The organism is Streptomyces sp. NBC_00461, from assembly GCF_036013935.1.
Taxonomy (GTDB): Bacteria; Actinomycetota; Actinomycetes; order Streptomycetales; family Streptomycetaceae; genus Streptomyces.
Genome location: NZ_CP107902.1, coordinates 2,155,341 through 2,173,196, shown reverse-complemented (window position 1 = coordinate 2,173,196; position 17,856 = coordinate 2,155,341). Strand labels below are relative to the sequence as shown.

Annotated in this window: 15 protein-coding genes and 1 pseudogene; 8 read left to right on the top strand and 8 right to left on the bottom strand. The window is 71.8% G+C overall.

Annotated elements, in window-relative coordinates; translation table 11 throughout:
- Positions 1-78 precede the first annotated feature (78 nt).
- Complete coding sequence (der, locus tag OG870_RS10365) at positions 79-1,554, top strand: ribosome biogenesis GTPase Der (protein ID WP_266511647.1); 1,476 nt, start codon at positions 79-81, stop codon at positions 1,552-1,554.
- Between the two features lie 66 nt (positions 1,555-1,620).
- On the opposite strand, the gene OG870_RS10360 is transcribed toward der, so the two are convergent.
- The gene (locus OG870_RS10360; RefSeq protein WP_266511644.1) at positions 1,621-2,010 is read right to left on the bottom strand and encodes a hypothetical protein; all 390 of its coding nucleotides are present in this window, start codon (positions 2,008-2,010) and stop codon (positions 1,621-1,623) included.
- 61 nt (positions 2,011-2,071) lie between these two features.
- A complete protein-coding gene (locus tag OG870_RS10355; RefSeq protein WP_266511641.1) occupies positions 2,072-2,854 on the bottom strand; it encodes a hypothetical protein in 783 nt (260 codons plus the stop codon).
- A 532-nt stretch (positions 2,855-3,386) separates the two neighbouring features.
- Here OG870_RS10355 and OG870_RS10350 point away from each other — a divergent pair.
- Positions 3,387-4,091, top strand: a complete 705-nt coding sequence (locus OG870_RS10350; RefSeq protein ID WP_266511639.1) for a LysM peptidoglycan-binding domain-containing protein — start codon at positions 3,387-3,389, stop codon at positions 4,089-4,091.
- A 114-nt stretch (positions 4,092-4,205) separates the two neighbouring features.
- Positions 4,206-4,871 carry a transglycosylase family protein gene (locus OG870_RS10345; protein ID WP_323179387.1) on the top strand — a complete coding sequence of 222 codons (666 nt, stop codon included), beginning with the start codon at positions 4,206-4,208 and terminating at the stop codon, positions 4,869-4,871.
- On the opposite strand, the gene OG870_RS10340 is transcribed toward OG870_RS10345, so the two are convergent.
- Genes OG870_RS10340 through OG870_RS10330 form a run of 3 tightly spaced genes read right to left on the bottom strand, consistent with a single transcriptional unit; the run spans position 4,771 to position 8,761 of the window.
- Positions 4,771-5,484 carry an ATP-binding cassette domain-containing protein gene (locus OG870_RS10340; RefSeq protein WP_266841271.1) on the bottom strand — a complete coding sequence of 238 codons (714 nt, stop codon included), beginning with the start codon at positions 5,482-5,484 and terminating at the stop codon, positions 4,771-4,773. The two genes, OG870_RS10345 and OG870_RS10340, sit on opposite strands and share 101 nt — an antisense overlap.
- The gene (locus OG870_RS10335) at positions 5,481-8,285 is read right to left on the bottom strand and encodes an ABC transporter permease subunit (RefSeq protein WP_327690822.1); all 2,805 of its coding nucleotides are present in this window, start codon (positions 8,283-8,285) and stop codon (positions 5,481-5,483) included. Before OG870_RS10335 ends, OG870_RS10340 begins: the two co-directional genes overlap by 4 nt.
- Positions 8,285-8,761 carry a hypothetical protein gene (locus OG870_RS10330; protein WP_327690821.1) on the bottom strand — a complete coding sequence of 159 codons (477 nt, stop codon included), beginning with the start codon at positions 8,759-8,761 and terminating at the stop codon, positions 8,285-8,287. The genes OG870_RS10335 and OG870_RS10330 overlap by 1 nt, the downstream gene beginning before the upstream one ends.
- A 143-nt stretch (positions 8,762-8,904) precedes the next feature.
- On the opposite strand from OG870_RS10330, the gene OG870_RS10325 reads away from it, so the two are divergent.
- From OG870_RS10325 to OG870_RS10310, 4 genes are all read left to right on the top strand, one after another.
- Positions 8,905-9,483 carry a hypothetical protein gene (locus OG870_RS10325; RefSeq protein WP_327690820.1) on the top strand — a complete coding sequence of 193 codons (579 nt, stop codon included), beginning with the start codon at positions 8,905-8,907 and terminating at the stop codon, positions 9,481-9,483.
- Entirely contained in the window at positions 9,452-10,765 is a 1,314-nt protein-coding gene (locus OG870_RS10320; RefSeq protein ID WP_266923579.1) for an ABC transporter substrate-binding protein, read from the top strand. Before OG870_RS10325 ends, OG870_RS10320 begins: the two co-directional genes overlap by 32 nt.
- Before the next feature lie 94 nt (positions 10,766-10,859).
- Positions 10,860-11,675 carry a hypothetical protein gene (locus OG870_RS10315; RefSeq protein WP_266511624.1) on the top strand — a complete coding sequence of 272 codons (816 nt, stop codon included), beginning with the start codon at positions 10,860-10,862 and terminating at the stop codon, positions 11,673-11,675.
- Positions 11,676-11,714: 39 nt separating this feature from the next.
- A complete protein-coding gene (locus OG870_RS10310; RefSeq protein WP_266923576.1) occupies positions 11,715-12,758 on the top strand; it encodes a helix-turn-helix transcriptional regulator in 1,044 nt (347 codons plus the stop codon).
- Here OG870_RS10310 and ctaD read toward each other — a convergent pair.
- Positions 12,757-14,325, bottom strand: a pseudogene (gene ctaD / locus OG870_RS10305) (aa3-type cytochrome oxidase subunit I); the annotation flags it as partial. The gene OG870_RS10310 and the pseudogene ctaD overlap by 2 nt on opposite strands.
- A gap of 440 nt (positions 14,326-14,765) precedes the next feature.
- Between ctaD and OG870_RS10300 the strand changes: the two are divergent.
- A complete protein-coding gene (locus OG870_RS10300; RefSeq protein ID WP_266511620.1) occupies positions 14,766-14,981 on the top strand; it encodes an I78 family peptidase inhibitor in 216 nt (71 codons plus the stop codon).
- A gap of 112 nt (positions 14,982-15,093) precedes the next feature.
- Here the strand turns inward: OG870_RS10300 and OG870_RS10295 are convergent, their stop codons facing one another.
- Complete coding sequence (locus tag OG870_RS10295; protein WP_266511617.1) at positions 15,094-16,116, bottom strand: phosphatase PAP2 family protein; 1,023 nt, start codon at positions 16,114-16,116, stop codon at positions 15,094-15,096.
- Positions 16,117-16,354: 238 nt separating this feature from the next.
- Complete coding sequence (locus OG870_RS10290; RefSeq protein ID WP_266585683.1) at positions 16,355-17,614, bottom strand: glycosyltransferase family 39 protein; 1,260 nt, start codon at positions 17,612-17,614, stop codon at positions 16,355-16,357.
- Positions 17,615-17,856 lie beyond the last annotated feature (242 nt).

Here is a 17,856-nt window from a genome sequence, read left to right as displayed (position 1 = left end):
GACACTGAGTAGTGGATCTACCGGCGTAGACCGGGTGTTCCACCGACCACCACGAATGAACGACGAGGTACGGACTTCATGAACGACCACATCCACTCCGACGGCTCGGGCGAGGAGCACGACCACGGAGCGCTTGGCGACGCCGAGTACGCGGACTTCATGGAGCTCGCCGCGGAAGAGGGCTTCGACATCGAGGACGTCGAGGGCGCCATCGAGGCGGCGGGTCACGGCCCGCTGCCCGTCCTCGCCGTCGTCGGCCGTCCGAACGTCGGCAAGTCGACACTCGTCAACCGCATCATCGGCCGCCGCGAGGCCGTCGTCGAGGACAAGCCGGGCGTCACCCGCGACCGCGTGACCTACGAGGCCGAATGGTCGGGCCGCCGCTTCAAGGTCGTCGACACCGGCGGCTGGGAGCAGGACGTCCTCGGCATCGACGCCTCCGTGGCCGCGCAGGCCGAGTACGCGATCGAGGCCGCCGACGCCGTCGTGTTCGTCGTCGACGCCAAGGTCGGCGCGACCGACACCGACGAGGCGGTCGTACGACTGCTGCGCAAGGCCGGCAAGCCCGTCGTGCTGGCCGCCAACAAGGTGGACGGCCAGAGCGGCGAGGCGGACGCGGCCTACCTGTGGGCGCTGGGCCTCGGTGAGCCGCACCCGGTCTCCGCGCTGCACGGCCGCGGCACCGGCGACATGCTGGACGCCGTCCTGGAGGCGCTGCCGGAGGCGCCCGAGCAGACCTTCGGCACCGCGGTCGGTGGTCCCCGCCGTATCGCCCTGATCGGCCGGCCGAACGTCGGCAAGTCCTCGCTGCTGAACAAGGTGGCGGGCGAGGAGCGCGTCGTCGTCAACGAGATCGCGGGCACCACCCGCGACCCGGTCGACGAGCTCATCGAACTCGGCGGTGTGACATGGAAGTTCGTCGACACCGCGGGCATCCGCAAGCGCGTCCACCTCCAGCAGGGCGCCGACTACTACGCCTCGCTGCGCACCGCGGCCGCCGTCGAGAAGGCCGAGGTCGCGGTCATCCTGATCGACGCCTGCGAGTCCATCTCGGTCCAGGACCAGCGCATCGTCACCATGGCCGTCGAGGCGGGCCGCGCGATCGTCCTCGCCTTCAACAAGTGGGACACCCTCGACGAGGAGCGCCGCTACTACCTGGAGCGCGAGATCGAGACCGAGCTGGCCCAGGTCGCGTGGGCGCCCCGGGTGAACGTCTCGGCGCGCACCGGCCGCCACATGGAGAAGCTGGTCCCGGGCATCGAGACCGCGCTCGCCGGCTGGGAGACCCGCGTCCCCACGGGTCGTCTGAACGCCTTCCTCGGCGAGCTGGTCGCCGCCCACCCGCACCCGATCCGCGGTGGCAAGCAGCCCCGCATCCTCTTCGGCACCCAGGCAGGCACCAAGCCCCCGCGGTTCGTGCTCTTCGCCTCCGGCTTCATCGAGGCGGGCTACCGACGCTTCATCGAGCGTCGGCTGCGCGAGGAGTTCGGCTTCGAGGGGACGCCGATCCATATCTCGGTGCGGGTGCGCGAGAAGCGCGGCAAGAAGAAGTAGCGCAGACGTGGCGGAGGGGCGGTCCCGACCGGGACCGCCCCTCCGCCACGTCTCACATGCCGCGTCTCACAGGATGCTGCGCGGACCGGGTGGCAGCGCGGCCGGCACATGGTGCATTCCCGTGCCCGGCTGCCCGCTCTGCCCGACGCGCTGCCACTGCGACTGCTGCCGGGCGCTGAAGGCCCCGGCGCTGTAGGCGCTGTACGAGCTGCTGAACGACCCCGGCCGGTGCATGTCGTGCGGCGCCGTACTGTGCGGGATGTTCCCGAAGGCGGTGAACCCCAGGTTCTCCTCGCCGCTGCGGTCTCCCGGCAGGGTGCGGAAGGACTTGACGTACTCGGAGTAGAGCGCGTCGTAGATGGGCGTGGCCGAGGGGCCGCCCGACATGTCCTGGGCCGACCGCGCGGACGGAATCGGCTGATGGGACTGGCGGCGGGGAACGTCGTATGTGTGCACGTATGTCCAAACGACCCCGAAGTTCAAGGGATGCGGTTCGGACGTGCCCCTTTGGGAGCTCTCACGTTCCCGCCAGTGGCATGGCGACGCCGACCAACTTCCCGTTCGTCGCGGCCTTGTCCAGTGCGTCCCGCAGCAGGTCCTCGCGGGGCTGACGTCCGATGGACCCCACCGGCGCGGCGAACATGAGCACCTGCTGGTGCTTGTTGGCGGCGGCCCGCCAGCCGTCGGTCACCTGCAGCGGCTGGTGCGCCTGCCACCAGGCGACCGGCTGCCCGGCGTTCGCCCCGGGCTGCAGGACGGCGTGCAGCCGGCCCATGGCGAGCAGTACCGACCAGCCGTGCAGCACGGGCGGCACCTCGGTCAGCTGCGTCAGCGGCATGAATCCCTGCTCGATGAGCAGCGGCAGGAAGTCGTCGCCGAGCCCGGTCGCGCCAGGGCGCACGATGGGCCCGGTCGGCTCGACGACCAGCGCCGGGTGCAACTCCCCGGAGATCAGCACGAGTCCGCTGGTCACGCCGAGCACGGCCGGCTCGGGGGCGACCTGCTCGGGGGCCAGGTCCACGGTGTCGCCGGAGATGGACCGCACCGCCCCGCGGAGCTGCTCCTCGGTGACCTGGACGACCTGCGAGGGCAGGCAGGTGGCGTGGGCGAAGGCGAGGACGGCGGTCTCCTCGCCGATGAACAGGACGGTGCTGGTGCGCTCCTGTTCGGAGTCGCCCGGAGTGCGGCAGGACGTGCAGTCGTAACTGCCGGGGGCGTTGTCTCCGGCGAGCAGCCGGTCGGCTTCTTCGTCGCCGATCTCGGCGCGTACCTCGTCGCTGACGTCGAGCATGCGCGGCACGGGTGGCTCCCTCGGGGGTGTGTGGCGGGGCCGGGTGGCTCCCGGCCCGTGAACCGGGTGGGCCCCGGGCTCATGAAGGAGACAACGGGTGATCTGTGGCCGGAGTCACGCCCCATGGCGAACGGAATCGAACCATCCACCGCACAGTGTCACCACAGGTGCGGAAGCGGGCACTCACCGTCAAGTCCTAGGAAACCCAAGGAAGTTGGTTGCGTGAAGTGAGTCACAGACTGAATGGGCGAGTGGTCGACAAATCACGAAATCCGCGAATGAAGTGGGTGACCGAAAATAGTCGATACCCGGGGTAACGGCGAACTGGCCTGGAATGACAAGCAGTTGCTTGCTGACGCCTCGACAGCATCTCTACATTCCTCGGCCGTGTGCAACGAGCACCGCTCGGGAACGTCCGCCGGCCGCACCAGGCCAGCCAGCACCACCACTCCGGCGGACGGGGCGGAGCGCGACGACCGCGTCCATGCGTGGGAAGCGCGCCCCGCTCCGGGGGACCCCGGGTTGTTCGAGAGGGAACTTCATGTCCGAATGTGCCGATACCACTCACGGCAAGAATCGTCACGACGGCGCCGGCAGCGACAACGCTCGTAAGGCACAGTCTCGTACGACGGCGGTCCTCGCCGGGGCCGCGCTGCTCGCCGCCCCGCTCGGACTGCTGGCCGCGGCCGGCAACGCCGCCGCGGCGGACGGCGGAGTGTGGGACCGCATCGCCCGGTGCGAGAGCGGCGGCAACTGGCACATCAACACCGGCAACGGCTACTACGGCGGGCTCCAGTTCTCCGCCGGCACCTGGCGCGCCTACGGCGGCACGGCCCATGCGCCGACGGCCGACCGGGCCTCCAAGGGGCAGCAGATCGCGGTGGCCACCAAGGTCCAGCGCGCCCAGGGGTGGGGCGCGTGGCCGACCTGCTCGGCACGGGCCGGAGCGTACGGGAGCGCACCCGCGGCCTCCGCCGGCTCCGTGACCGCCAAATCCTCATCGGCCGCAGCGTCGAAGTCGTCGAAGCTGTCCAAGTCGTCGAAGCCGTCGAAGACGCCGGCACGTTCGACGGGACACACGAACCGTGGTGCCTCGCGCGGCGACTACACCGTCCGCACCGGCGACACCCTGAGCAGGATCGCCGCCCGGCACGGGACCACCTGGCAGCGGCTGTACGCCGCCAACAAGGACGTCATCGGCGGTGATCCCGACATGATCGTGCCCGGGCAGCAGCTCGCACTCTGAGAGGCTCCCCCTCCCCGGGCACGGGCCCCGTCCGGTCGTCCGACCGGGTGGGGCCCTCGGGCGCACCGGACGCGCCGAAGCGGCCGCGAGCCACCCATTGCTTACCGTGGCCCGATGTTCCGCACGCATCGCAGGCCACGCACGCACCGCATGCACCGCACACCGATCGTCCTCGTCCTGGCCGCCGCCCTGTTCGGCGTCCTCGCGCCCGCCCCCGCCCAGGCGGCGCCGCCACCCCCGCAGCCCGGAGCGCTTCCGGTGACCGCGTCCCTCGACTGCGCCAAGGACCACTGGCCCTGGGGCTGTCTCGCGGAGTGCGAGAGCGGCGGGCGGTGGGACACCAACACCGGGAACGGCTACTACGGGGGCCTGCAGTTCTCGCCGGCCACCTGGAAGGCGTTCGGCGGCCTGAAGTACGCCGCACGCGCGGATCTCGCCACGCGCGAGGAACAGATCGCCGTAGCGGAGAAGGTGCTGGCCGCGCAGGGCTGGGAGTCCTGGCCCGTCTGCTCCCAGCGGTACAAGCTCGAAGGGCGCATGCTCATGGTGCAGCGCGGCGACACGCTGGTGTCGATCGCCGGCCTGTACGGCGTCCACGGCGGCTGGCGAGGGCTCTACCGAGCCAACAAGGACATGATCGGCCGGCGTCCGGACCGGGTGAACGCCGGCACGCTGCTGGTCATCCCGGAGGGCTCGGCCCGCGCCGGGGAGCCGCATCGGGCCCCCGCGGTGTTCGGGCCGCCCCTGACCTCCGTTCCCGCTCGCCCGCCTCTCCGCTGAAGGCGACGGCGCCGCGGCGCAGTTCGTGGACGAAGACCCCCTTCCGGTCCCGGAGCCCGGGCGGCAACCGCTGCTCGGCGACGACCACACACGCGTCGAGGGCGCCCAGCAGGTCGTACGTGCGGGCCGCGACCGCGGGCGACATGCCCTGTGAGGGCTCGTCGACGAGGACCACGCGGGCGCGTGCCAGCAGCGCGCGGGAGAGAGCGAGCATGCGCTGCTCGCCACCGGAGAGGGTGCCGGCGCGACGCGTGAGCAAGGGCCGCAGCTGCGGGTAGGCGTCGAGGGCGAAGTCGTGGTTCCTTGAGGCGAGTTCGAGGTTCTCGTGCACGGTCAGGGAGCCGAACACGGCCTGTCGCTCGGGAACCAGGCACAGCCCCCGGCGCGCCCGTTCGTGGGCCGGCGTCCGGCTCACGTCGACGCCGTCCCACACCACCGCGCCACCCGACAGCGGCACGGTTCCGGCCAGCGCGCGCAGGACGGTCGTACGGCCGGATCCGTTGCGGCCCAGGAGCACGGTGAGGCCGGGGCCGGGAGCGGCGAGGGTGACGCCGTGCAGGGCCTCCAGGGGGCCGTACCGTACGCGCGCGTGGCGCAGGGAGATGCCGTTCATGTGCCGGCCTCGTCCAGTACGCGGCCGGGTGGGCCGGAGGCGACGATGCGGCCCCCCGTCATGACGTGCACGACGTCCGCGAGGTCGGCGACCAGGTCGAGGTCGTGCTCGACGACGAGGAGGGCGGTGCCGTCGGCCGCCAAAGCCTTCAGCACCCGGGCCAGCGCGGCGACTTCGGCGTTGTCGAGGCCGGCGGCGGGCTCGTCGAGCAGCAGCACGCGCGGACTGCCCGCGAGGGCCCGGGCCAGTTCGACGCGGCGCAGCGTGCCGGTGGGCAGGCCCGCGGCGGGCAGTGCACGTACCGGTCCGTCGAGTGCCAGCAGCCGCAGCGCGCGCTCCACGGCTCCCGGGTCGCTCACCCGGCCCTGCTCGGCACCCACGCGGACGTTCTCGGCGACGGTCAACGACGGGAAGACGGCGAGCTGTTGGAAGGTCCTCGCGATGCCGAGGCGGGTGCGTGCGTGCGCCGTCAGCCGGGTGATGTCCCGGTCCCCGAGACGGACGTGCCCGCGCGCGGGGCGCAGGGTGCCGGCCAGGCAGTGGAACAGGGTGCTCTTTCCGGCGCCGTTGGGGCCGACGACGGCGGTGACCTGGCCGGGGCCGACGTCGAGATCGACGCCGTCGAGCGCGGTGAAGCCCCCGTAGCGGGCGTGGAGGTGGCGGGCTGTGAGGCTCGGCGCGGGCGGGCGGGGGTGCACGCGGCCCCGGGCCGGGTGCGGATTCCCCTGCGCACCATCCGTGCGACCGTCGTGGCCGGGTGCCGGTGGCACTGGCGGGAGTTGAGCGCCGTCGGCGGCCCCGAGCCGGTCCTGAGGCGCGGGTCGCTCCCGGGATTCCGGGCCCCCGGCGGCTTTGGCGACCCCTTGGCCGGGCCGCCCCGTCGCGTGGGCACGGGAGGCCGGGGTAGCCCCCGCCAGGGCCGGCCGGCGCGCCGCGCCCGCTTCCCCCACCGGCCGCAGCCGCACCCGCAATCCCGCCCCCACCGCCGTCAGCCTCGCCCTCCGCCGCAGCCGCAGGCGGGCACCCGCCGTCCGCAATGCCTCGTACGGCCCCCCGGGGAACCGCCCGACGAGTACGGCCAGCACCCCGATCAGCGCCGCCGCCACCCCGCCCCGCGCCCCCGCGTCGAGCCCGACCAGCAGCGCCGCCGCGGCCAGCGCGCCCAGTGTGCTGTCGGCGCCCAGTACCACCACCGCGGCGAACCACAGCAGGCCGCGCACGGGGTCGTAGGCGCCGGGGTCGAAGGCCCGCAGGCCCATGCCGAGCATGCCGCCGCCGAGCGCGGCGAGTGCGGCTCCGGAGACGAAGGCCAGCAGCTTGAGGGAGGGGACCTGGACGCCGGCCGCCGAGGCACCCGGCTCGTGGTCGCGCATGGCGGCCAGGGCGCGACCCGTGCGGCCCGTGCGCAGGGTGCGTGTGGTGACCAACGCGGCTGCCAGCAGGGCCAGTTCGAGGACGTAGTAGGCGCGGTCGCCGTCGAAGCCCGCCGGGCGGTCCAGCGAGAGGCCGGACGTGGCGTACGGCTGGGCGAAGACGAAGCGGCTCACCCCGACGCCCACCGCGAACGTCGCCAGCGCGAGCGCCAGGCCCCGGCGGCTGATGGCCGGCCAGCCGGTCAGCAGGCCCAGCGGGGCCACCAGGACGACGGCCACGGCCAGCGCGGCCAGTTCGGGCAGCCGCGGCAGGCCCGGGAAGCGGCCCGCGGCGAGCAGCGCCGTGAACAGGGCGCCCAGGCCCGCGTATGCCGCCTGGCCGAGTGAGATCTGGCCGCCGCGGCCGGTGACCACCACCAGCGACAGCAGGACCACACCCAGCGCCGGCACCTGGACCGACGTGTGCAGGTCCGAGCCTGCGAAACCGAGCGGGAGCAGGAACAGCACCACGGCGACGATCCAGGCGCCCGGCGGTGTCGCCACGCGCGCGGTGGCCGTGCGCGGCAGCGCGTCGCGCGTGCCGATGCGGGGCAGCACCAGGGCCGCGACCAGCAGGGCGACGACGAACAGGTTCGCGCCCACCGCCTGCAGCAACGGCTCGCCCCAGCCCTGCGGATGCAGCCGCGTCAGCTGGCTCTGCGCCACCCCGATGCCCAGCGCCACGACGACGGCCACCGGCAGGCTGCGCATCCGCGCCGCCACCGCGACCGCCACCACCTCCATGACGAGCAGCGGCAGTCCGTACGGGTCCAGACGCACGAACGGCGCCAGCAGCACGCCCGTCAGGCCCGCCGTGAACGAACCGAACGCCCAGCCCGCCGCGGCCACCCGGTCCGCGTCGATCCCGCCCAGCACCGCGAGCTGCCGGTCGTCGACCACGGCCCGCAGCTCCCGCCCGAACCGAGTCCAGCGGATCACGGCCCCGACCCCCGCGGCCAGCACGAGCACCACGGCCAGCTGCCCCCAGGGGTCCTCCGAGACCAGCTCCGGCGCGTCGTCCCGCGCCCCCTGCCCCCACACCAGGGCAGCCCCGCCCACCAGCAGCACGAGCACCCCGATGGAGGCGACCAGCGTCTGCGCGGGGTCGCCGCCCAGGACCGCGAGCGGCCGGAACACGAACCGCTCCAGCGCCACGCCGACCGCCGGTGCCAGGAGGACGAGCGTCACCGTCGCGCCCAGCCACAGCGGCCAGCCCCACTCGACCACGCACTGCCGCAGCGCGTACGCGCACACCATGGCGATCGCGCCGTGCGCGAAGTTGAGGACGCCGGTCGCGCGGTACGTCACGATCAGGCCGATCCCGGTGAGCGCGGCCGCGCTGCCGACCGAGAGACCGGCGAGCGTGAGGTCGTACGTCAGCGAGGACATCAGTCGGTCTCGTCGGCGGGCTCGCAGATCGGGCAGGGGCCCAGCTCGCCGCCCGTCAGCAACTTCGCGTCGACCGGCACGGCTTCGGCCTTCCCGGCGACCAGGGGGCAGTCCGCGCGGTGCCACAGGGTGCCGCCGGGCACCATCAGCAGGTCCCCGCTGACCGCGAGGGGCAGGGTGGCGGCCTGACCGGGCCCGTCGGTGTCGGCGGCCTCGGCGGCCACCAGGAGGCCGTACAGCTCCTCCACACGCGCGGCGGCGAGGGCGTTGCGGCCATGGGTGAGCAGCACCGACCCGGCGATGATCAGCGCCGCGCCGGGGACCGTGCAGGAGGCGAGGTAGGGCAGCTGGCGCTCGGCGTACCGCTCGCCGGAGATGCCGTACCAGCCGATGACGCACAGCACCGCGCCCGCGGCGAGCGCGGCCCAGCCGGCCCACAGGACGGGGTGCACACTCCGCAGTCGGCCTGTCCGCATCTCCGGCTCCCACACGTCGCTTGTTCGTGCATGTGCCTGTCGGTATTCCATGTAAGCCAATGGGCTTGCACTATGCCTTCTGGAAGCTGACCCTGAAAGCACCGGGCGCACCTTGCCCGGACCGACACCCGGTGGTGAGCCAGATGGTTCTCGGGAGCGACCTCAGGCGGGGGAACGCAGGCAGGGGGCGCGGCCCAAGGGCGGTGGGACGGGGCACGGTGTTCGCGGCCGCCCTCGTTCTCGTCCTCGCCCCGGTCCTCGCGGCGTGCAGTGACGACAGCGGTGGTGGCAGCGAGACCCCGCCGCCCACGCCTTCCGTCCACAGGACGACGACGAGTGCGCCGGCCACGGCGCCCGCCGACCCGGCGGCGGCCAAGCAGGAGATCTCCAGGAACTGGCAGACGTTCTTCGACCCGAAGACGTCCCTGGCGGACAAGCAGAAGGTCCTGGAGAACGGCGAGCAGATGGCCCCGGTCCTGAAGGCCTTCAGCGGTGACAAGCGCGGCGGGCAGGTGCAGGCGAAGGTCCAGAAGATCGAGTTCACCAGGGCGACCGCGGCGACCGTCACCTACGCGCTGACCCTCAACGGCGCCACCGCCCTGCCGAACGCCTCCGGGACCTCGGTCGAGCAGGACGGCACCTGGAAGGTGTCCGTCAACACCCTGTGCGCGCTGGTCCAGTTGAGCGGCGATGCGTCGGGTTCGCCGGCCGCGGGCTGCTAGCCCCGGGACCCGGAGCGCCGCCGCAGCGGCGCTGCTGCTCCTGCTGGGCACGGCCTGCGGCAGCCGTCTGCCGGAGAGCGACTTCGAGCACGGCGGCCGGTCGAACGCGCCCGTGCCCAGCAGCGGCACGCCCCTGCGCGTCGGGATCGTCACCAGCGCCACCAGCCCGGTCGGCGGCAACACCTTCACAGGCCCGCGCGACGGAGCCAAGGCCTTCTTCGACCAGCTCAACGCGCACGGAGGTATCGACGGACACCCGGTCGAGGTGAGCGAGTGCGACGACGGCGGAAGCGGCGTCGGCAACAACAGCTGCGTGCACCAACTGATCGACGAGGACAAGGTGGTCGCCCTGGTCGCCACCACCGCCCTGGACTACGCGGGTGCCTCCCGCGTCTCCCACGCGCGCGTGCCCGACATCGGCGGCCAGCCCATCGGCGCCGCCTACGACACCTGGCCGCACCTGTACGGCATCTACGGCAGCCTCGCGCCCAGGAACGGCACCCCCGGCTGGGACGGGAAGCTGTACGGCGGCACCGAGGTCTACCGCTACTTCAAGCGCGAGAAGGGCGCCCGTACGGCCGCCGTCGTCTCGTACAACCAGGCCTCCTCGGCCGCCTACGCGCGTCTCGTCGAGCAGGGCCTGAAGGCCGAGGGGTACAGGGTGGTCACCGAGCAGGTCGACTTCGCCCTGCCCAACTTCCGTGCCGCTGCCGCCGACTTGAAGGAACAGGGCGCGGACCTGGTCTTCGACGCCATCGACACCCACGGCAACGCCCAGCTGTGCAAGGCGATGGACGAGGTCGGTGCGAAGGTGACCGCCAAGGTCACCAACGTGCAGAACTGGACGTCCACCGTCGCGGATGACTACAAGGACTCCCCGCGCTGCCGCAACGCCCTCTGGGCGACCGGATCCAGCCGCGACTACGAGGACACGGACAACCCGGCCGTACGGCGGTTCCGGGACGCCACCAAGGGCCTGAAGACGCACTCCCAATGGCAGTTGGAGGGGTGGGCGGCCGCCATGTGGTTCACGGACGCGGCGAAGTCCTGCGCCCGGACGGGCATCACGCGCGCGTGCGTGGACGCCTTCATGAACCGCGGCGGGAACCGCACGGCGGACGGGCTGCTGGTACCCGTCACGTTCGAGCGGCTGGCCGAGCCGCCGAAGACGCGCAGGACCTGTCTGTCGGTGGCCCGCTGGCAGGACGGCAGGGGCTGGGTGTCCCAGGGAGACATGAACAGCACCTGCTTCGACGTGCCGCAGCTGCCCTACCGGCCGTAGACCAGGTCCGGGTAAAGGGCAACCAAAGGGCCTGTTCGCCGGTCTGACAGAGCAGGACAGACCGGGAAGGGAACCGAGAAGGGATCCGTGCCGCATGACGACGTTGGCTCCGCAGTCCACACCGCTGCGCGCCGACTGCATCGCCGACTCGGCGGGCGGGCTGACGTTCGACGTCGCCGCGGCCTGCGACAGCGGCGCCGCCCTCCTGGTCCTGCGCCGTCGCTCGGGACACGACGAGGTCTGCCTGCCGCTGACCCCGGCCGCGGACGGCCGGCTGCGTGCCGCGCTGCCCAGCATCGTCGCCCTCCCCGAGGGCCGTTGGGACGCCTACGCGCGCGTGGACGCCGAAGAGCCGCGCCGCCTCGTGCCCGGCGCCACCGACCTGCGCTCGCTCGCCGCGCGCACCCCCAGTGGCTCCCGCGGCCATGTCGCCGTCCGTATCCCGTACGCGACCCGGCAGGGCAATCTCTCCGTCCGCAGCTGGCTGCGCGCCCCGCACGCTGAGGTGAGCGAACTCCGTATCGGACAGGGCGTGTTGACCGTGACCGGGCGCGTCTACGGCATCGGGCTCGGCCCTCGCGCGTACGCCGAGGTCCGCGGCCGCCACGCATCCGTCCCGGCACGGCGGAGCGAAGTCCTCACCGACCGGGCCGAGTTCCGCTTCAAGGTGGTGTACGGCGCCCTGGAGCCGGGCGTGTGGGACCTGTGGCTGCGGCCCGCGGGGGAGACGGGACCGGCCGTGCGCATCGCCCGGCTGCTCGACGACGTGGCCGACAAGAAGCCCGTGTTCACCTGTCCACGCGTGCGCGTGGACGCGTCGTACGGGCCGGTGGAGGCCGGGCCGTACTACACGCGGGACAACGACCTGTCCGTGTCCGTCACCGCGGTGCCCAACACCGGGCACCCTTGAGGACCGTTGCTGTCCGCAATCCCTGGCAGACTCGGCGGCATGTTGGAGACCTCGGCACGACTGCTGCGCCTGCTCTCGCTCCTCCAGGCCCATCGCGAGTGGTCGGGCGCCGACCTCGCCGGCCGTCTCGGCGTCACCCCGCGCACCGTGCGCCGGGACGTCGACCGGCTGCGTGAGCTGGGCTACCCCGTCAACGCCAGCCCCGGCACCGGCGGCGGCTATCAGCTGGGCGCGGGTGCCGAGCTGCCGCCGCTGCTGCTGGACGACGACGAGGCGGTCGCCGTCGCCGTCGGGCTGCGAACGGCCGCCGGACAGGGCATCGAGGGCATCGGCGAGACCTCCGTACGGGCGCTCGCCAAGCTGGAGCAGGTGCTGCCCGGCCGGCTGCGCCGTCGTGTCGGCGCCCTCAACGCCTTCACCGTGCCGATGCTGCGCGGCCCCCAGCCCGACGCCGTCGACCCGGCCGTCCTCACCGAGGTGGCCAACCTCTGCCGGGACTCCGAGCGCCTGCGCTTCGAGTACCGCAGCCACGACGACGTCTCCACCCGCCGTACCGTCGAACCGCACCGCCTGGTGTGCACCGAGCGCCGCTGGTACCTGGTCGCCTGGGACCTGGACCGCGACGACTGGCGTACGTTCCGCGTCGACCGCATCACGCCCAAGCCGCCGCACGGCCCGCGCTTCGCCCCGCGCACCCCGCCCGCCGAGGATCTCGCCGCCTATGTCTCGAAGGGCGTCTCCACGCGCGCGTACGCCTCGCACGCCGTCGTCCGGCTGCTCGTACCACTGGAGGAGGCCAGGGAGCGCGTCTCGCCCTCGGCCGGCCGACTGGAGGCGGAGAGCCCGGACAGCTGCATCCTGCACACCGGGGCCGCGAGCCTCGACGTGATGGTGATTCACGTGATGCTGATGGGCTTCGAGTTCGAGGTGCTGGAGCCCGCCGACCTCACCGAGGCGATCAGGACCGCTCGGGACCGGCTGTCTCGCGCTCTTCTCCGCGAGGCTCCTCACGACTCGCCGCGAACTCGGGATGGTGCAGGTCGAACGCCGGGGACTCGGAGCGGATCACGGGCAGCGTCGTGAAGTTGTGCCGCGGCGGCGGGCAGGAGGTCGCCCACTCCAGGGAGCGGCCGTAGCCCCAGGGGTCGTCGACCTCGACCTTCTCGCCGTACTTGGCGGTCTTCCAGACGTTGTAGAGGAACGGCAGCGTCGACGTGCCGAGCAGGAACGCGCCGATCGTCGAGATCGTGTTGAGGGCCGTGAACCCGTCCGCCGCGAGGTAGTCGGCGTACCGGCGCGGCATGCCCTCCGCGCCCAGCCAGTGCTGCACCAGGAACGTGGTGTGGAAGCCGACGAACAGCGTCCAGAAGTGGATCTTCCCCAGCCGCTCGTCGAGCATTTTGCCGGTGAACTTGGGCCACCAGAAGTAGAACCCTCCGAAGATCGCGAAGACCACGGTGCCGAACACGACGTAGTGGAAGTGCGCCACGACGAAGTAGGTGTCCGAGACGTGGAAGTCCAGCGGCGGCGACGCCAGGATCACCCCGGTCAGACCGCCGAACAGGAACGTCACCAGGAAGCCCGTCGCCCACAGCATCGGCGTCTCGAAGGACAGTGAGCCCTTGATCATCGTGCCGATCCAGTTGAAGAACTTCACACCGGTGGGCACGGCGATGAGGAACGTCATGAAGGCGAAGAACGGCAGCAGCACCGCCCCGGTGACGAACATGTGGTGCGCCCACACCACCACCGACAGCCCGGTGATCGCCATCGTCGCGCCGACCAGCGTCAGATAGCCGAAGATCGGCTTGCGGCTGAAGACCGGGATGATCTCCGAGATGATGCCGAAGAACGGCAGCGCGATGATGTACACCTCGGGATGGCCGAAGAACCAGAACAGGTGCTGCCACAGCAGCGCCCCGCCGTTGGCCGCGTCGAAGACCTGCGCCCCGAACCGCCGGTCCGCCTCCAGACACAGCAGCGCCGCCGCGAGCACCGGGAACGCCATCAGGATCAGGATCGACGTGAACAGCGTGTTCCAGGTGAAGATCGACATCCGGAACATCGTCATGCCGGGGGCGCGCATCCCGATGATGGTGGTGATGAAGTTGACCGCGCCGAGGATGGTGCCGAAACCGGCCAGCGCGAGCCCCATGATCCACAGGTCGGGTCCGACCCCGGGTGAGCGCACCTCGCTGTTGAGCGGCGCGTAGGCGAACCAGCCGAAGGCGGCGGGGCCGCCGGGCACGATCAGCGAGCCGAGCACGATCAGGCCGCCGAACAGGAAGAACCAGTAGGACAGCATGTTCAGGCGCGGGAAGGCGACATCGGGGGAGCCGATCTGCAGGGGCATCAACTCGTTGGCGAAGCCCGCGAACATCGGCGTCGCGAACAGCAGCAGCATGACCGTGCCGTGCATGGTGAAAAGCTGGTTGAACTGGTTGTTGTCCATGATCTGCAGCCCCGGCCGGGCGAGTTCGGCGCGCATCAGCAGCGCCATGACCCCGCCGATCAGGAAGAAGACGAACGACGTGATCAGGTACAGGTGCCCGATCTTCTTGTGGTCGGTGGTCGTGAGCCAGTCGACGATCACCCGCCCCTGATCGGTCGGCACGGGCCGCGCCGCCGTCTGCGCCGTGTGGGTCCCCATCGCTCGCTCGCCCCTTCGCTCGTCGCGCCCCGGGTCCGCCGAAGCCCGCGCACGCGTACCCACGAGCTCACGTCATGATGCTCGCGTCGCCGCGCGCTCCGACAGGGGGTGTGCGGGGGTTGTGTGCTGGAACCGTGCATTTCCTATGCGGTGTCAGCTCCCGCGAACCCGCCCGGAATCGGAGGGAAATCGAATCCGGGAGTGCCCCCGGTGGCGGTACTCCAGGCACTTTCCGTCCGGCTATTCGACAAGCCGTCGCGACACGCGGGAATTACGTTCGATTGCCTGCGTAAGGCGTACGGATCCGCTCGTACGTGTGAGTGAGTCGAGCCGAAACACCTGTCGTGGTCCTGTGACAGAAGTGTGACCGGAGGGGGACCCGTGACCCCTGGGACCGGGCCGGCCTTCCCCGGTCGCCGGGGAAGGCCTAGCGTGGCGGCATGGCACCGATTCCCACTCCTCAAGCGGAGCCCCAGGACAGTCCGGACGGGTACGTCGGCCTCGAAGCGGCCAGGGCCGAGCGGCTCGCGCGCGAGAAGGGCTGGCCCACGGTGCGCTCACTGCCACCGGGCGCGATCATCACCATGGAGTACCGCGTCGGGCGGCTGAACTTCGAGGTCAAGGACGGCACGGTGGCCCGGGCCTGGAAGGGCTGAGCCGGCCCGTGCACGACGAAGGCCCCGGTTCCTGGACGGGAACCGGGGCCTTCGTGTGCGGGGCTTGGCTGTGCGTACCGGACCCCGCTGTCCTGGAGGCTGTCCTGTGGGGTCAGCCGCCTGTGAGCGGGCGGGCCGTGGAGGCCGTAGCGCCGCGTGGCATGCGGTCCGAGTGCGGTGGGCGGCGGCTGCCGACCGGAGTGACCGGGGTGCGCTCCGAGCGGGCCGTGTGCGGGCCCGGGGCCAGGTAGGCGGGCGCCCGGGCCGAGCGGGGCGAGGAGGAGACCGACTCGCGCGCCGCGACGTCCTCCTGCGCGGCCGGCCGCCGCTTGAGCAGCACCGGGGAGCCGACCGGAGCGGCCGGTGCCGGGGCGCCACCGCGGGCGCGCCAGCGGTCGCGCAGGTCGAAGATCGCGACCTCGGCCCTGGCGATCAGCGGCTCGCACCACGGAAGGGCCAGCAGGATCAGCAGGCCGGCGGCCCAGCCGAGGAGCACGTCGCTCAGCCAGTGCGTACCGAGGTAGACAGTGGCCATCCCGACGCCCAGCGAGGTCACCGCGGACACGGCGGACAGCCAGCGGCGGGCTCGTGGTGTGGAGGCCAGATAGGCCAGGATTCCCCAGGTCACCACGGCGTTCGCGGTGTGGCCGCTGGGAAATATATCGCCGCCGAGACCCATCTCGTTCGAGCCGATCGTGGTCGCGTAGTGCGGTCCCAGACGGCCCATGCCGAGTTTGGCGGCGCCGACCGTGATGTTCAGCAGCAGCAGCGAGGCGCCCAGCGTCAGCAGCGGGCGCAGTGTGTGCTGCCGCCAGGAGCGCCAGCCCAGCCAGGCCGCGACCATCACCGCGGTCGGGCCGCGCTGGCCGAGAACCACGTAGTAGTCGACGAACCAGTGGATGCCCTGCCACTGCTGGTACGGCCGGAAGAACATGACCTGCCAGTCCAGGCGGACCAGCCAGGAGGTGGTCACCACGGCCCACACGATCGCCAGATAGAAGGCCAGGGTCCCGGTCAGCAAGGCGACCCTGTGCCTGCTCATCTTCGGCACATCGATGTGGGCTGGCCGTTCAGGCTCCCGGTCCAGCCTCGCGAACACCCGGTCCAGACGGGTGAGGTTTCGTTCGGTACGCACCCAATCGACGTTACAGCGAGGGGGCTCAGTTCTCCGTCGAATCAGCTGCTTTGTGATGACGATGTGATGTGGGATTCCTCTCAGGAGGTCGTTTATTTCCAAGGAATCCGCAATGCCGGACGATGCTTCCCTTCAATTCCTTTGATCATTCTGCGAATCAGTTTAATGGGACTTATGAATTCGTTCACCGAATGCTGGGGCGGATTTTTCCGGACGCTCACCGGGTCCGGCGGGCGGATCACGGTGGACCGGAGCCGTTCAGCCAGAACGCTCCGTACACGGCCGATGCCACCGCGACACCGCCGACCACCAGCGCCGACCTGGGGATACGCAGCCGCGCCAGGGCCATGGCGAGGGGCAGCAGCAGCGGGAAGGCGGGCAGCAGCAGGCGCGGTTTCGAGCCGAAGTAGCTCGACGCGCACAGGGCGAGCGCGGTGACCACGCCCGCGTACACCAGCAGCGCAAGCGGCTGACGCTGCCGTACGCAGACGACGTACAGCCAGACCACCAGTCCGACCCCGACGATCAGTCCGACGCCCGCCAGGGCCGACGGGAACGACGTGAACTTGTCGGCGACGAAGCGGGCGAAGGCGGCCCCGCCGTCGAAGCCGTTGCGCCAGCCCGCCTGGACGTCCAGATAGCCCAGCGGGCCCTTGCCGGTGTGATGGCCGACCCACAGGACGTAGCCGGCGGCGCCGAGCGGGGCCAGCAGCATGGCCAGGGCGCGTCGTACGACACTGGGGGCGCGCGCAGCGTCCCGTGCGCCGTCGAGCGCGGCCACACGCTCTGCGGGGCCGTCTCCGGACGGCGCTGGGGCGCGTTCGCCCGGACGAGCGACCTGCCCGTCCGCCGTGCTGCGTTCTCGCCCGAACGAGGCGACCGCGGCCACCCACACGGCCGCGACGACGGCGAGCCCGACCGGCCGGGTCAGCCCCGCCAGCGCGGCCAGCAGGCCCGCCGTCAGCCAGCGACCGGTCAGCACGGCATACAGCGACCAGGCGGCGAGCGCCGTGAACAGCGACTCGCTGTACGCCATCGACTGCACGATCCCGACCGGCAGCACCGCCCACAGCAGCACCGCGCATGCACCGGCCCTGCGGCCGTACACATGGTCCGCGACCGCGAAGATCCCCCAGGCCGCCGCGAGCGAGGCGAGCAGGCTGACGACGAAGCCGGCGTCGGCGTACGACAGGGGCGTGACGGCGTGCAGCAGCCGCTCCAGCCAGGGCAGCAGCGGGAAGAAGGCCAGGTTCGAGTGCACGTCGCCGTTCGGCAGGCGCACCTCGTAGCCGTAGCCGAGTTCGGCGACCCGCGTGTACCACAACGCGTCCCAGCGGGCCGTCAGCAGTGTGTACGCGCTCTTGTCACGCGCACCGCTCCACAGGACCAGGGCGAGCAGACCCAGGGCGCGCACGGCCGCGTACCCGAGCAGGGCCGGGGCCGCTCTGCGCAGGGCCGTGTCGCCGGGGACTGTCACGCGCGTCGCAAGATCGGTCACGGGCTCGATTATCGACGGCCCACCGAACCGGGGGGCCGGGCGGGGCGTGGACCAGGGGGAGGGGGAGTGGCGTACGCCACACGGGTGGGTGCGAAGTCTGAGAGGTCCGCCACGTGACCCTGGCGCGAACTCGCGTAGGCTGACGTGTCACTCGCCTTCGTTGCGCGGGCCGGAGATCACCGCTCCTCTCCGGCCGAGATCACGGGGAGTCCCCACCCCGTGTGCCCGCCGACCGCGAGGGA